We start from the raw sequence: 14,510 nt of genomic DNA, 5'->3' as shown, positions 1-14,510 counted from the left end.
TCTTACGGGTTATTGGTAAATGCAAAATCATCAATATAAATCGTGTCATTTGTTAAATTTCCCACATCCTTACCGAAGGCTACGCCTATATTGTCCAGTTTTGCAATATCTACTTTTCCGCTGATGTCGCTTAAAGGGACCACTATCTTCTTCCATTCCCGGGAGGCGTCGGAAAGTTTATATTTAACCTGCGGCAAATAATTGAGGGCGTGGGCATCTCTTACCAAAAGCTCCATCTTTTCTCCGCCCTTCTCTCCTTTTACCCAGAATACCAGATACGTATATTCCGACGCGTCAAGAGATTCTACTTTTTTAGGAACTGAGGTAATATCCCGCGTAGGGCCCAGGTCCATTGAAAAACTTCCCCAGGTGTATTCCGGCTTCAGGCCTGTACCGTTTACCAGCCTGAAGGAGTTTGCCCCGGAATGAACATTTTCAGGATTATAATTTAGCGATGTAGCTTCATATACCCACGATACGGGCCCCTGGTTTACTTTTTCCCAGTCGGGTTCAAGCGAGCCGTAAACACCGACTTCTCCGCCCAGATTATTGGGCCAGCCCTCAAAATCGGCTATTATAAGATCTCCCTCCGCCGATTCGGCACCGGTAACTTCAGATACGGGAGGTTTCGCGGCCACAGGTTCCCCTACACCGGGTCCCGCAGGAATTGGCGGAGCGGCAGGGGAATACCCGGCCTCATTCTTTACGACATTGACCGGCGTGATACCTTTTTCGGCCGGTTCTTCCTTCGTAAGCGATTGTTTTTGAGTCGTATTTTGACCACACCCGGAAATTGCGAAAATAAAGATAACAAAAAATATGCTGAGATATTTTTTGAAGTGCATTTTAGCCTCCAAGTTCGTGCGTGCCGAATTTATCCCCTAGACTCCACCCGTTGGCAAATCGTTCCGAGCGCCCGCCACAACTCATCGGCGGGTCCGCCTCTGGCGGAAAGTCGAGGGACTACCTATTTATGCTACTGCGTATTTGTTAACATAACGTCATCTATGTAAATGACTTCGCCTTTTAAATTTCCTACATCCCTTCCGAAAGCAAGCCCTATATTGTCAAGGGCCGTAAGGTCTATCTTGCCGGATATATCTGAAAGCGGTATTACCACTTTCTGCCATTCTGTTGTGACATCAGAAAGCTTTAACTTTACTTGCGGCATGTAATTTAAGGCGTGCGCATCCCTTACCAAAAATTCCATCTTCTCTCCGCCCTTATCCCCTTTTACCCAGAACGTGATGTATTGAAAACCGGAAGCATCGAACGACTCAACTTTCTTAGGTATAACGGTAAGGTCGGTTGTAGGGCCAAGATCCATAGCAAAGCTTCCCCACGCAACCTCCGGATTTGAACCAAGGCCGTTTACCAGCCTGAAAGCCTGCTTGCCGCTGTGCACGTTTTCGGGGTTATAACCGGGCGTTATGGCTTCATAGACCCAAGAATAAGGAACTGAAGTGATATCATCCCAATTCGGCTCCAGTGCCCCGTAAACACCGACTTCTCCGCCCAGATTATTGGGCCAGCCCTCAAAATCGGCTATTATAACCTCCTGTGTTATATCTTGCGGCATCGCCTGTTGAGCGTCCTCGGCCGATACTCCTCCGGAGCAGGCAACGGTCAACAATGCCAAAAACAGAACTACCAACGCACTCTTTTTCATGCTTCCCTCCTCTGTTATATTCTTTTTTGTTGAGATCCTTCGAACGCTCTTGCTCATCGCGTTCTCAGGATGAATTCGCACTTATAACTTATGTCGCTATAAACTGTATTTGAGCTCCATAAGTTATGTGCTCATTTAAAATCTGACAATGCTGCCCCTATAACCCCTGGAGTTAGTGGGAATCATCCCAAAAATCCGCGAAACGGCGCTGTAACCGCTCTTTTTGTTCCGATAAGCATCCACGATCCCCCAGTGCTCTTCTATGTGATCGTCTTGAATCCGCGCGTTACCGGCTTTTTCCCAGCCATCCGACCACTGGAATATTATTACTCCCGCTACTTTGGAATCAGCGACTTTAATCTGCGCGTCTATTACTCTGCCCTGATCATTTGTTTTGCAATAGGTGCTATACCCCGTCTCCATAATAAGACCGGGCTTTTTGTGCTTCAATGACGTTATGCTCTCTATTTTATCTATCTGGCTCTTCGCCAATTTCAGATCAAACTTACCGGAAAACCAATCCGAGATCCCCAAAAAGGCGTTATAACTCAATACATCCAGAAAATCAAACCCTATCTCTTCGCCGCTCTTTCCCAATATATTTGAACCTGTTACGGGATGATCTTTGTCCGCATCCTTAATAGCGTCGTACAATTCTTTGAGGAATGAGCGGATGGTAGCCATATCATATTTATTAAGGATGGACCCTTCTTTACTCCATCTGAAAGGCATGTCATTCCATATCGACCACATCAAAATTGCGGGATGCTTTTTATCTCTCTCTACATATGTCAGGGCTATCCGCTTTAATTTTTCCAAGTCGGCTTTTGAGGAATAGTCTGTCTTCTCTGAGGGGTAACATATATTCTCTATAACTTTTAGGCCGTATCTATGCGCAAGATCCAATATCGGCGGAGGGAGCGGCTCATAAGTACGTATAGTATTTATCCCCGCTTCCTTCATCATCTTAAAATCCTTCTCCCAGACATCTGGCGGAATATTCTGAAAGGACTGTTTCGGCCCGTAGTTCAGGCTGTAACAGACACCTTTTACGTAAAATATTTTGCCGTCCACGTAAATATTTCTTTCGTCACAGGTAACCTTTAGGGGCTTTTGAAAAGATGCCGAATCGCCAGCGTCCTGGCAATAAACAAAGCTTGCGCTGAAAACCAAGAGCAAAAAGCCTAAAATAAATAACAGCGAAAATGTTTCTCTATTTTTCATTTTGATCAACCCATCAAAACTTCTACTTTATGAACCTTGTTATCGTTTCTTACTCTCACTAGATTATGCTTCTGTTCAATGCCGTCTACTTTTATGTGCTTAACCCCTTTTTGGACACCTTTCGGATTTTTAATCGTTATCTCATATATATCTTTCCTAAAGTGCCTTCTAATGTAACATTTCTTCCAGGATGATGGTATAGCGGGATCTATCCTTAAGCCCGTAAATTCGCGATGGACGCCGAGGAGATATTCCGTCGCTGCCAGGAAATTCCAGGCGGCGGTTCCAGTTGTCCATGTAAATGCCCCTTCACCGTAGCGGTAAGGATGTTCCGGCCCTATCAGGTATTCTGCGTAGACATATGGCTCGGTTTTGTATAGGTCCATATCCTTCTGGCTATTTGGCATGATCTTCTTCATGCTTTCGTACGCCTTATTACCGCGGCCGGCCATGCAATCAGCCACTACCATGAAAGTAGCCGCATGGCAAAAGACAGCCGCATTTTCTTTGGTACCCTCTGAAAACATCGTTATTCTGCCGAGTTTAGGGTCATAATTAGAATATGCCGGATAAAAAAGGGCGATACCGTGTTTCTTGTCCAGGTATTTGTCAACCGCCTTGAACATTCTATCGCGCTTCTCGCCTTCTATTACGCCGCTAAGAACGGCCCAGCTTTGCGTGTTAGCAAATATCTTTCCTTCCCTGTTTCTGTGAGAACCATATACGGTATCAAAGTCGGTAAATCCTCTCAGGTACCAATCGCCGTCCCATGACGAGTTATTGATGCGTTCAGTCATGACCTTTGCCCGTTTTCTGAATTCCTTCGCCTTTGCCGCATAACCGGCTATATCTGCCAGCTCGACTAAAAATTTGTAGGAGCGGACAAGCGCCATAGCCAGCCAGACACTTTCGCCTTTCAGGCGTTTTCCCGCGGCGTCTATGGCATCATTCCAATCTGCGTGCCCTATTAATGGAAGGCCCATTTTGCCGACATCGGTAAATGTAAAATTAAGGTTCTTCTCCAGGTGTTCAAAGAGCGTCCCTTCGCCGTCTTTTATCACGCCCTTATGCCAATGGATATCCTTTTTTGTCGCCTTTTCTATCCATCCGTCTTTTATGTAAGGCAGTTTTTCAAAAAGAATATTCGTATCGCCCGTTTCCTTTATATAAGCGGAAACCGTATAGACCAGCCAGACAGGATGGTCTTTATTGGGCCTATGATTTGCGGGCCCGCGTGTTTCAGACCATCCAGGCGCCGAGGAACCATCTCGTCTTATGAGTCCGGCTATAGTCCTTATCTTTGAAAGGGCGTGTTCCTGATTAAATGCCATAATACCTTCCGCGTCCTGGCACGAATCGCGGTATCCGCGGCCGCCTGAGCCTTCATGATAAAACGACGGTGATCGCGACCACATATTGCATATGTAGATCTGATACTTCACCCATATATTGATCATGAGGTCAAAATCTCTGTCCGGGGTCTTAATCATAATGTTATTTATTATCTTATCCCGCCAACTATTTTTTACCCGCTCAAACTCCGCTTTGGCGTTCACAAGATCACGGTACTTGGAGACTATCTCGGTGGCCTTATTTCTGTTTTCCGTCTGCCCCAATATTACTACGAACTCCTTTGACGCGCCCGGATTCAATCTCAATATATGCCGAAGGGCCGCTATGCCGTCTTCTCCTGAGCATGCCGCGGAATCAACAAAATCGCCCGATATAGACTCCGGGGCCGTTTCATTCTTATACCTCCCGAAAAAGGTATCCTTCCGGGTCGCGGCGCCGCGCGCAGTGAGGCTTGAAGAGAAAAACGCTAAAGAGCGAAATGGCTGTATATTGAAAGATTCCCATATCGCCGTCTTTTTGCCGAATATAATTTCACTTTCTTTATCAAACCAGAACCTGTCATAAAGGTTCATTATATTCCGATACCTGAGCTCCATATGGTAATCGCCTATAAGCCATTCTATATAAGGCACAATAGTCAGGTCCCTTGGTTTAGAGGTCCCGTTTTTAATCTTAACCAGCCATATTTCGCATGCATCCTCCATCGGCACAAAATATGTGACTTCGGATTCAATGCCGTAATACTTCGTCTTCACCGTTGTATAACCCAGGCCATGCCTTGCCTCAAATTTAGAAGGCTTGGCCATTACCGGTTGGTAAGTCGCGCCCCAATACTTTTTTGTCTTATTGTCTTTGATATAGATAAACTTACCGGGCCTGTTATAATGATAACTTTCGGGGTTCCACCTGGTTATCCTGTCGGTGCGGCAGTCTTTGTAAAAACTGTAGCCCGCGCCGCATTGGGATATTACAGAGCAATAGTTTTCGTTCGTCAGATAGTTTATCCACGGTCGGGGAGTATTGGGATCAGTTATAATATATTCCAATCCGTCTTTTGAGAAATTACCGTACTTCATGCTTCTCCTTGTCGCGGGACACGTTCCTCCTAATCTGGCAAATTTAACCAGGTTAGAATTGCCATATTAGTACGGCGGAACATGTCCCGCCGTGTGGCTTTTGGTGCATTCTTTACGCTATCGGTTCATCTGCAATGGCTGTCGATTATTCTTTCAGTAACCTGTTCGCTTCGGGTGCTATTTTCATTGCAGCATCCTTGGCCGTTTCTGTACCGTTAAACACAAGGTCAAGTTCGGGCACAAGGTAAAGTTCGTTTATTTCACGCCACTTCGGATGAAACGGCTCATACACTACATATTGTATCGCTTCGTTCAACATCGCTTTATTTTTGGGCAGCGCCGGCGATTCGGCAAAATAAGGGCCTTCCGCTATAGACTCAATAGCCGGTTGCGTCAGCCCTATTCCGGCAAGAGCTATCTGGGACTTTTCTCCAGTCAAAAGCTTGACTATTTCCCACGCCAGTTCCGGATGTTTTGTAGTCTTTAATATACAATAGCCCGAACCGCCCGTGCCAAATCTCCTTATGCCGGACGGCCCTTTCGGAAACATAGCTACATCCCATTCAAAATCCTTTATATCCCTAAAGACATTGCTTTCCCAATAACCGGACTGGTACATAGCAAGTTTCTGAGACATGAAGAGCTGCTGAGCGCCCATTCCGAGGTCGCCTAAAGTCACCGGGCTCGGCGAGACTTTATACTTATTTATAAGGTCGGCGTAAAATTGCAATCCGTCCACCGCTTTATCGCCCGTCATGGTGAACTTTTTGGGATTTTCTACGTTGTCAACTATGCTACCGCCGTTTGAATATATAAAATTCTGCCACGTCCAGCCGTAAAAGCCGTAGCGGCTTACCTTCCCCGCCGGCGATTTTTTTGTGAGTTTTTGAGCTTTCTCAAGCATGTCTTTCCAATCCCAATCATTATCAGGATAAGCGAGGCCCGCTTCATCAAAGAGACGCTTATTGTAATATACGCAGGCAAAGGGAGCAACATCTCTCGGTATGCAATACACTTTTCCGTTACGCGTAAAGCGCTCGAGCCCTTCGGGGAAAAAGTCCGACAGTTCAAATCCGTCATCCTTCTCTATAAACGGCGTCAAATCCATAAAGGCGTCTATAGTGAAGAAGTTTACAAAGATATTGCCCTCCGCAAACATTACATCGGGTGCCGTCCCTCCGGCAATCCTTATAAGAAGTTTATTCGTATACGAGCCCGCCGGCGTATGTTCTACTTTGGCAATAACCTCAGGGTGATCCTTCTGCCATTCCTTGACAAGCTTATTTATGATATCTATTTCGTTGGGTCCTCCCCATATGGCTATTTTTAAAGTGGGCCTTGTCTCTCTGGGACAACAGCCGGTGGCGAGAAAAGTAATAAAAAGAGATATAAAAAGAGCTGATATAAAAAATGCTGCTGACTTTTTGTTGGCATAAAAATTTTTCATTTTTGCCCCTCTTTTTTTCAGATTTAGTTCCTTTTACCCTCTTATGACTTGTATAACAGTATCATATTGATACAGATACAACGAAAATGTAATATAGCATATCTTTGCTTATTAGTCAAGGGCTTTTATAGACTCGATCAGGCGCCTCATGAGAACAGGGTCTTTTTTGCCCGGCTTTACCTCTATAGAGCTGGATATATCTACGCCATAAGGCTTTACAGCTCTTATGGCATCCGCGACATTGCCCAAACCTATACCTCCTGAAAGTATTACAGGCTTACCCAGGGCCTTCACCTTCACTGCGACCCGCCAATCAAAATATTTGCCGGTTCCGCCATATCCCTCACTGGAAAACGTGTCAAGAAGATAAGCAAAAACGGTATCATAGCCGTTCATGGAAGGCAGGACCGCCTTATCTTTAACCCGAAACGCTTTTATGACTTTGCCTCTTTTAATCTTTGAGCAATAATCGGGGTTTTCATTGCCATGCAGCTGAACTAGATCCAGGCCGCAGAAGAGCGAGGTCTCTTCCAATTTTTCAAGCCCTTCATCAACAAAGACACCGACTTTCATGACATTCTTTTCTACTCGCTCTATTATTTCTTTCGCTTTTTCGGGGCTAACTTGCCTTGGACTCTTGGCAAACACAAAACCTATGGCATTTGCGCCGAATAAAGCCGCATTTTGGGCATCTTCCAGATTGGTTATGCCGCAGATCTTTATGAGCATGCTAAGCCATTAATTCCTTAATAGTAGCGCCGATATTATCACTTCGCATAAGAAACTCGCCTATCAGAACAGCATTCACGCCTAACGATTTAAAATATAATATATTTTCCCGCGTTCTTATCCCGCTCTCGGAAACTATCAGCTTATCGCGGGGTATTAGTTTGACGAGGCGTGTAGTGGTATGGATATCAACTTTAAAAGTATGGAGGTCCCTATTGTTTATGCCTATTATATCGCAATCTGCCGCTATGGCCTTTTGGACGTCCTCTTCGGAGTGAACCTCCACCAGAAAATCTAAATTATGCTCCCTGCCTATTGCGAGGAAATTCTTCAATTCTTTTTCGGATAAGAGATCGGCTATGAGAAGTGCCGCGTCCGCGCCCCTTGCTATTGACTCGTATATCTGGTATTCGTCTATTATGAAATCTTTCCGGAGTACCGGTATGCGCGCGTTCTTTTTGATCTTCACAAGATAAGACATGTTTCCTTTAAAAAATTTTTCGTCTGTCACGACGGAAATAGCGGCGGCGCCCGACGCTTCATAGGTGAGGGCTATTTTTAAAGGATCGAAGTCTTCCCGTATGACTCCGGCCGATGGCGAGGCCTTTTTGACTTCTGCTATAAGGTGCATGTGATTATGTTTGTCGATGGAATGTCTAAAAAAATGGGGCTTGGAATGGCTTACCTTCTTATCGATCTCCTCAAGCAGATTATTCTGTGGGACATTCTTCTTGGCTAAATCTATCGCTTTTTTCTTCTCTTCTAATATGCTATTCAAAATCATTTGCTGCTCATGTCCTTTAGTGCGTTCAATTTCCGAAGCGCGCGCCCCGAATCGATGGATTCGCGAGCTGCCTTGACTCCGTTTTGAAAGTCGGAAACTTCGCCGGCCATTTTTAAAGCGGCGGCGGCATTTAGGAGAACTGTATTGCGAACTGCATTCTTTTGGCCGTTTAAAACGGCTAATGCGATATCCGCATTATGCGCGGGCAGGCCTCCCGCTATTTCCCGAAGGGAGCCCTCTTCTATTCCAAAATCACCCGGCATAAGGCGGTATGTCGTTATTTTACCATGTTTCAGCTCGGAAATTTTTGTCTCGCCCTTAATCGATATCTCGTCAAGGCCCTCCAAGCCGTGCACAATATATGCTTTCTCCGAACCCAGCCTATTCAATGCCTCCGCCATAATCTCTGTAAGCTCCGGTTTATAGACGCCTATTATCTGCATCTTGACTCCGGCGGGATTAGACAAAGGGCCAAGTATATTAAAGATAGTTCTCGCCTTCAATTCCCTTCTCGCCTCCATGACATTTTTCATGGCCGGATGAAAATTAGGCGCGAACATAAACCCTATGCCTATTTTCTCGATCAATTCGGCTACTCTTTCCGGTTTTTGATCTATATTAACGCCGAGGGCTTCCAGAAGATCTGCGCTGCCGCATTTACCTGTAAAGGAACGATTGCCGTGCTTTGCTACCCGTAGGCCGCAGCCGGCCAAGACGATAGCTGAAATAGTCGACACATTTACATCGTTTACCCGGGCGCCGCCTGTGCCGCATGTATCTATCAGCTTCTCCGGAGAGACAGCGACCTTGACTGCTTTCCTCCGCATAACCGCTGCCGCGCTCGCTATCTCTTCGGGGCTCTCGGGTTTTGCGGCAAGGGATACCAAAAAACGTTTAACGTCTTCCTTCGCCGCATCGCCATTCATTATCTCTTCAAAGACGTTTTCCATCTCTGACGGCGATAGGTCGTGTTTTTTTAAGATCTTTTCTGTGGCTTCTTTTATCATATTTTTAGAAAATTATTGAGAAGCTTCATGCCCTCTTTTGTGAGAATCGATTCCGGATGGAATTGGACGCCGTAGACATCATATTTCTTATGCTTAAGGGCCATGATCTCTTTCTCTTTTGTCTCGGCTGTTATTGCCAGGCAATCCGGCAGCGATTTTCTATCTACTAAAAGTGAATGGTAGCGTGTCGCCTCAAATGGGTCTTTAATGCCTTTAAATATACCCTCGCCATTATGGTAAACAAGTGATGTCTTACCGTGCATAAGCCTGAGCGCTTTTACTATCCTGCCCCCAAAGACCTCTCCTATTGCCTGATGCCCAAGACAAACACCCAAAATTGGCAGACGCCCGGCAAAATTCTCTATCAATTCTTCTGAAATGCCCGCATCCAAAGGATATCCCGGCCCCGGAGAGATGATTATTCTTTCCGGCTTAAGGCCTTCTATCTCTTGCAATGTTATTTTGTCATTGCGGAAGACCTTAAGTTCCGCGCCCAGTTCGCCGAGATACTGGACGAGGTTATAAGTGAAAGAATCGTAATTGTCTATAACGAGTATCATTTCATGCCTCTTCAATGGCTTTGATAAGAGCCCTGGCTTTGTTTAATGTCTCCTGGTATTCCTTATCGGGCTTTGAATCAGCTACTATGCCGGCGCCCGCTTGCACATAGGCCTTATTATCTTTGACGAGGATCGTCCGTATCGTAATACACGTATCGATATTTCCGGAAAAACTGAAATAGCCTACACAGCCCGCGTAAGTACTGCGCCTTACAGGCTCCAGCTCGTCTATAATCTCCATCGCGCGTATCTTGGGCGCGCCTGTAACAGTCCCCGCCGGAAAAGATGCCCTTATAAGATCGAACTCGTCTTTTGATTTTGATAACTTGCCTATGATGTCGCTCACTATGTGCATGACATGCGAATACTTTTCTATCCTCATAAGCTCCAGTACGTTTACGCTCGTAAAATCGGCTACCCGGCCTATATCGTTCCTGCCCAAATCCACAAGCATTATATGCTCTGCCCTCTCCTTCGGGTCGGCCAAAAGTTCTTTTTGAAATTTAATGTCTTCCGCTTCATTTTTCCCCCTGGGCCTTGTGCCTGCTATGGGCCTTAACTCTATCTTCTTATCTTCGCACCGCACCATTATCTCTGGAGAAGAGCCGATAAGCCGCATATTTTTAAACTTAAGGTAATACATATAAGGTGACGGATTTATGGAGCGCAGGCTCCTGTATATATTGAATGGATCTTTTCCGCCAAGCTCGGTGGAAAGCCTCTGCGAAAGTACCACCTGTATGATATCGCCGTTTTTTATGTATTTTTTTGCTTTTTCTACTATACGCCCAAATCCCTTTTTTGTAAAATTGGATTTTATTTTCGCGTTCTTTTTGGCCTTTGTTCTCTTTTCTGATTTTAGCGCCTTTTTGGAAAGCATCTTTGATATCTTCTCTATCTTCCGGACCGCTGTATCATATGCAAGCCGGGCATTGTCGGAAATATGGGCATTTGAGACTATCTTTATCTTATGCATAAGATGGTCAAAGATGAGAAGCGTATCCGTAAGCATAAATACGGAATCCGGGACCTTAAGGTCGTCCGGATTCTCATCGGGGATCTCTTCGAAGAACCGGATCATATCGTATCCAAGATAGCCCACCAATCCCCCGGAAAAACGCGGAAGGCCGTCTACCTTTACGAATTTAAACTGTTTCATTATTTTCTTTATTTCCGAAAGAGGATCTCGGGATGTGACAAAACGCTTCGTACGTTTATTTTCCGTAATCTCTATGCGGCGGCCCTTGCTTTTGAATACAAGCGAAGGGTTGGCGCCGAGAAACGAGAACCGCGCTATGTTCTCCTCGCCTTCTATTGACTCGAGAAGATAGGAATAATCCCCTTCGTCTATTTTTAGAAAAGACGAAACAGGGGTTTCAAGGTCGGCTTCTATCTCTTTATAGACAGGTATCAGATTGCCGCGCTTGGCGAGTTTTATGAAATCTTTCTTTGACGGGTAATACATCTTAATAGACTTTCTCTGGATCGAATATCTTCTTTTCCGTAACCAAAAGCGCGCCGTCAGAGGATGCTTTTCTGTAGTAGCATGTAAAATACCCTGCATGGCAGGCAGCGACTTTCTGCTCTATCTTAAGGAGGATGGAATTGCCCTCGCAGTCGATAAAGATTTCTTTCACTATCTGGATGTGGCCGGACGTTTCGCCCTTCATCATGAGCGTGTTCTTTGACCTTCGAAAAAGGTAGACCTTCCCTTCTTCCAGCGTCTTTTCTAGCGCCTGCCGGTTCATATAGCAAAGCGTCAGCACCTTGCCCGATTTATAGTCCTGTATTATAGCGGGCATCAATCCTTTGTCGTTAAATTTTAAATCGTTTATAAATTTCATAATATCCTTTCAAGTCCGAACAGGTACGCCCTTGTCGCGCAAATACTCCTTCGCCTGGCGTACTGAATATTCGCGAAAATGAAATATGGAAGCCGCAAGCGCCGCAGCCGCCAATCCCATTGTCAGCACCTCATACATATGCTCCAAATTGCCGCAGCCGCCGGACGCTATGACCGGCACGCTGACCGCTTCGCATATGGTGCGCGTCAGATCTATGTCATAACCGTTTTTGGTACCGTCATAATCCATGCTTGTCAAAAGTATCTCGCCGGCGCCTAAGCGAGTACCCTTCTTCGCCCAATCCAGCGCGTCTATACCGGTATTATCCCTGCCGCCGTTTATATATACTTCCCATTTATCCTTCGCCCCCTGCTTCAGTTTTGCATCTATCGCCAAAACTATACACTGGCTTCCGAATTTAGCGGATGATTCTTTTATAAAATCAGGTTTTTTTACGGCTGCGGTATTTATGGATACTTTGTCGCATCCGGCATTTAAAAGTTTTCTTACATCTTCGAGCTCGCTTATCCCGCCTCCGACGGTGAACGGCATAAAGACGCATTCCGCTATGCGGCTTACTACATCCACCATCGTCTTTCTTTTCTCGTGCGAAGCAGTTATATCCAGAAATACGAGTTCATCCGCGCCTTCTTTATCATAGAGCTTTGCGTGCTCAACGGGATCGCCCGCATCGCGCAATTTTACAAAATTTACGCCCTTGACGACTCTTCCTTCTTTAACGTCCAGACAGGGTATTATTCTCTTCGCAAGCATGCGGATATCGCCTCCCTGAGGTTTACATCGCCTTCATAAAGTGCCTTACCTACTATGGCGCCCACTAGGTTTTTTCTGTTAAGCGCGCACAATTTTCTAAGGTCGTCCACCGAGGATATGCCGCCGGCTACAATAACAGGAATATTGACGTTATTCATAAAATTATCTATCCTCGTAAGATTGGGCCCCGACAGGGTCCCGTCTGCGGTCACATCGGTATAAATCACGGAAGACGCGCCCAGGTGCTCCATGCGCCTGGCCATATCTATGGCGTTTATGGTCGATGTCTTGGTCCATCCCTGCATCATCACAAAGCCGCTTTTGGCATCTATAGAAACTACCACTTTTTCGCCGTACCGCTTAATGGCAGTCGATATAAACTCCATATCTTCAACTATTTTTGTGCCTAAAATAACCTTTGCGACTCCTATATTAAATGCCCACTTTATGGACTCCAGGCTCCGGATACCTCCCCCCAGCTCAACCGGTATACTTACGGATTTTACTATCATGGATACAAAATCCATATTCTTCGGCTCGCCCAAAAGGGCGCCGTCAAGATCGACCACATGTAATAAACTCGCGCCCTGCGAATGCCATCGTCTTGCCATGTCCGACGGATCGGCAGAATATACTGTTATCTGCTCGTAGTCGCCCCTTACAAGGCGTACGACATTGCCGTTTTTAATGTCTATTGCCGGAATTACTTTCATGCTATAACCTTATAAAGTTCTCCAAAAATCTTATGCCGTTTTCCTGGCTTTTTTCGGGATGGAATTGAACCGCGTATATATTGTCCTGCCATACAAAAGACGCAAATTCGACGCCGTAATCAGTCACAGAAGCCACCACGTCTTTATCTTTAGGCCGCACATAATAGGAGTGAACAAAATAGAAAAAGGCATCGTCCAATATCCCTTTCAATAAGGGGCAAGCGGCCTTCTTCTGCCTTATCTGATTCCATCCTATATGCGGCACCTTAAGAATGCTGTCTTCAAACCTGGCCACATCGCCCTTTAAAATACCAAGCCCGTCGTTTTTTCCGCCTTCTGTGCTTTCTTCAAAAAGAATCTCGAGCCCAAGGCATATACCGAGATACGGTTTTTTTGAAAGAATCACGTCTTTAAGCGCCTCCGAAAGCCCAAGCCTTGCAAGGGCGTCCATAGTGTCCTTAAAAGCGCCTACGCCCGGCAAAACTATTTTATCCGCTTTTTTCAGATCGGCACACGCCGCAGTTACTTTGACTTCAGCGCCTAAACTTTTAAGGGCCTTGGATACGCTGCCCAGGTTTCCCATTCCGTAGTCGATTACTGCTATCACTAAATTATCCCTTTTGTTGAGGGAACTTCTTTGCGCCGCGGATCAATTTGTGTTGCTTGATCCAGCGCTTTTCCAAATGCTTTGAAAACGGCCTCTAATATATGGTGCAAATCATCACCAGAAGATATGTCTACATGTATATTTGCATTAAGATTTTTTGCAAAACTATCTATAAAATCCATACCATCATTAAATGAATATCCTTCTTCTTTTAACCAAGCGGTTGATGCTGATTGAACTTCTGTGAAAATTTTTTTGCTAAACGCGTACCGCCCGCTAATATCAATCACAACTTTAGCCTGTGCTTCATCCATTGGAACCTCGGCGGAACCCATACGGTTAATACCCGTGCAATCGCCCAACGCCTTTTTAAACGCTTTACCTAAACATATTCCTACATCTTCATTCGTGTGATGCTGATCAACCTCTAAGTCGCCTTCTACATTTAGATTTAAATCAAAATGACCCCAAAAGACAAATAAATCAAGCATATGTTTTAAAAAGCCTACCTTGATTTTTATATCTGTCTTTCCCCCGCCGTCTATGATCAATTTACCGGTTATCGCTGTTTCTTTGGTCTTCCTGTCTATAGGCGCTTCTCTCTTTTTCATATTTTTCTCCGTCTTGCGTTGACGCGGGACACGTTCCTCGCAACCTGACAAATCTAACCTGGTTAGAATTGCCAGATTAGTACCACGGAACATGTCCCGCCGTATGGCATTA

15 protein-coding genes are annotated in these 14,510 nt (G+C 45.3%); all 15 read right to left on the bottom strand.

Annotated features, from left to right (window positions below):
* Window positions 1–2 precede the first annotated feature (2 nt).
* The 15 genes from KKI13_00980 to KKI13_00910 all read right to left on the bottom strand — a co-directional run bounded on the left by KKI13_00980 (window position 3) and on the right by KKI13_00910 (window position 14,398).
* Complete coding sequence (locus KKI13_00980; GenBank protein MBU4487629.1) at window positions 3–845, bottom strand: hypothetical protein; 843 nt, start codon at window positions 843–845, stop codon at window positions 3–5.
* A gap of 131 nt (window positions 846–976) precedes the next feature.
* Window positions 977–1,669 carry a hypothetical protein gene (locus tag KKI13_00975; GenBank protein ID MBU4487628.1) on the bottom strand — a complete coding sequence of 231 codons (693 nt, stop codon included), beginning with the start codon at window positions 1,667–1,669 and terminating at the stop codon, window positions 977–979.
* 135 nt (window positions 1,670–1,804) lie between these two features.
* Window positions 1,805–2,893, bottom strand: a complete 1,089-nt coding sequence (locus KKI13_00970; GenBank protein MBU4487627.1) for a hypothetical protein — start codon at window positions 2,891–2,893, stop codon at window positions 1,805–1,807.
* A 5-nt stretch (window positions 2,894–2,898) separates the two neighbouring features.
* Window positions 2,899–5,322: a hypothetical protein gene (locus KKI13_00965; GenBank protein MBU4487626.1), complete on the bottom strand. Its 2,424-nt coding sequence runs from the start codon at window positions 5,320–5,322 to the stop codon at window positions 2,899–2,901.
* Window positions 5,323–5,467: 145 nt separating this feature from the next.
* Window positions 5,468–6,769, bottom strand: coding sequence for a sugar ABC transporter substrate-binding protein (locus KKI13_00960; GenBank protein MBU4487625.1), 1,302 nt, complete (start codon window positions 6,767–6,769; stop codon window positions 5,468–5,470).
* 111 nt (window positions 6,770–6,880) lie between these two features.
* The gene (locus KKI13_00955; GenBank protein ID MBU4487624.1) at window positions 6,881–7,498 is read right to left on the bottom strand and encodes a phosphoribosylanthranilate isomerase; all 618 of its coding nucleotides are present in this window, start codon (window positions 7,496–7,498) and stop codon (window positions 6,881–6,883) included.
* 1 nt (window position 7,499) lies between these two features.
* A complete protein-coding gene (gene trpC / locus KKI13_00950; GenBank protein MBU4487623.1) occupies window positions 7,500–8,282 on the bottom strand; it encodes an indole-3-glycerol phosphate synthase TrpC in 783 nt (260 codons plus the stop codon).
* On the bottom strand, window positions 8,279–9,289 hold the full coding sequence (gene trpD, locus KKI13_00945; GenBank protein MBU4487622.1) for an anthranilate phosphoribosyltransferase: 1,011 nt from the start codon (window positions 9,287–9,289) through the stop codon (window positions 8,279–8,281). The genes trpC and trpD overlap by 4 nt, the downstream gene beginning before the upstream one ends.
* Window positions 9,286–9,849 carry an aminodeoxychorismate/anthranilate synthase component II gene (locus KKI13_00940; protein ID MBU4487621.1) on the bottom strand — a complete coding sequence of 188 codons (564 nt, stop codon included), beginning with the start codon at window positions 9,847–9,849 and terminating at the stop codon, window positions 9,286–9,288. The genes trpD and KKI13_00940 overlap by 4 nt, the downstream gene beginning before the upstream one ends.
* Before the next feature lies 1 nt (window position 9,850).
* Entirely contained in the window at window positions 9,851–11,314 is a 1,464-nt protein-coding gene (gene trpE, locus KKI13_00935) for an anthranilate synthase component I (protein ID MBU4487620.1), read from the bottom strand.
* A 1-nt stretch (window position 11,315) separates the two neighbouring features.
* A complete protein-coding gene (hisI, locus tag KKI13_00930; GenBank protein ID MBU4487619.1) occupies window positions 11,316–11,693 on the bottom strand; it encodes a phosphoribosyl-AMP cyclohydrolase in 378 nt (125 codons plus the stop codon).
* A 9-nt stretch (window positions 11,694–11,702) separates the two neighbouring features.
* Complete coding sequence (gene hisF, locus KKI13_00925) at window positions 11,703–12,467, bottom strand: imidazole glycerol phosphate synthase subunit HisF (GenBank protein ID MBU4487618.1); 765 nt, start codon at window positions 12,465–12,467, stop codon at window positions 11,703–11,705.
* On the bottom strand, window positions 12,449–13,180 hold the full coding sequence (gene hisA, locus KKI13_00920; GenBank protein ID MBU4487617.1) for a 1-(5-phosphoribosyl)-5-[(5-phosphoribosylamino)methylideneamino]imidazole-4-carboxamide isomerase: 732 nt from the start codon (window positions 13,178–13,180) through the stop codon (window positions 12,449–12,451). The genes hisF and hisA overlap by 19 nt, the downstream gene beginning before the upstream one ends.
* A gap of 1 nt (window position 13,181) precedes the next feature.
* Window positions 13,182–13,787: an imidazole glycerol phosphate synthase subunit HisH gene (hisH, locus tag KKI13_00915; protein MBU4487616.1), complete on the bottom strand. Its 606-nt coding sequence runs from the start codon at window positions 13,785–13,787 to the stop codon at window positions 13,182–13,184.
* A complete protein-coding gene (locus KKI13_00910; GenBank protein MBU4487615.1) occupies window positions 13,787–14,398 on the bottom strand; it encodes an imidazoleglycerol-phosphate dehydratase in 612 nt (203 codons plus the stop codon). The genes hisH and KKI13_00910 overlap by 1 nt, the downstream gene beginning before the upstream one ends.
* Between the last annotated feature and the right edge of the window lie 112 nt (window positions 14,399–14,510).

The sequence above is a fragment of the Candidatus Omnitrophota bacterium genome (assembly GCA_018894435.1).
Lineage (GTDB): Bacteria > Omnitrophota > Gorgyraeia > JAHIPI01 > JAHIPI01 > JAHIPI01.
This window is presented reverse-complemented; position numbering and strand designations above follow the sequence as displayed.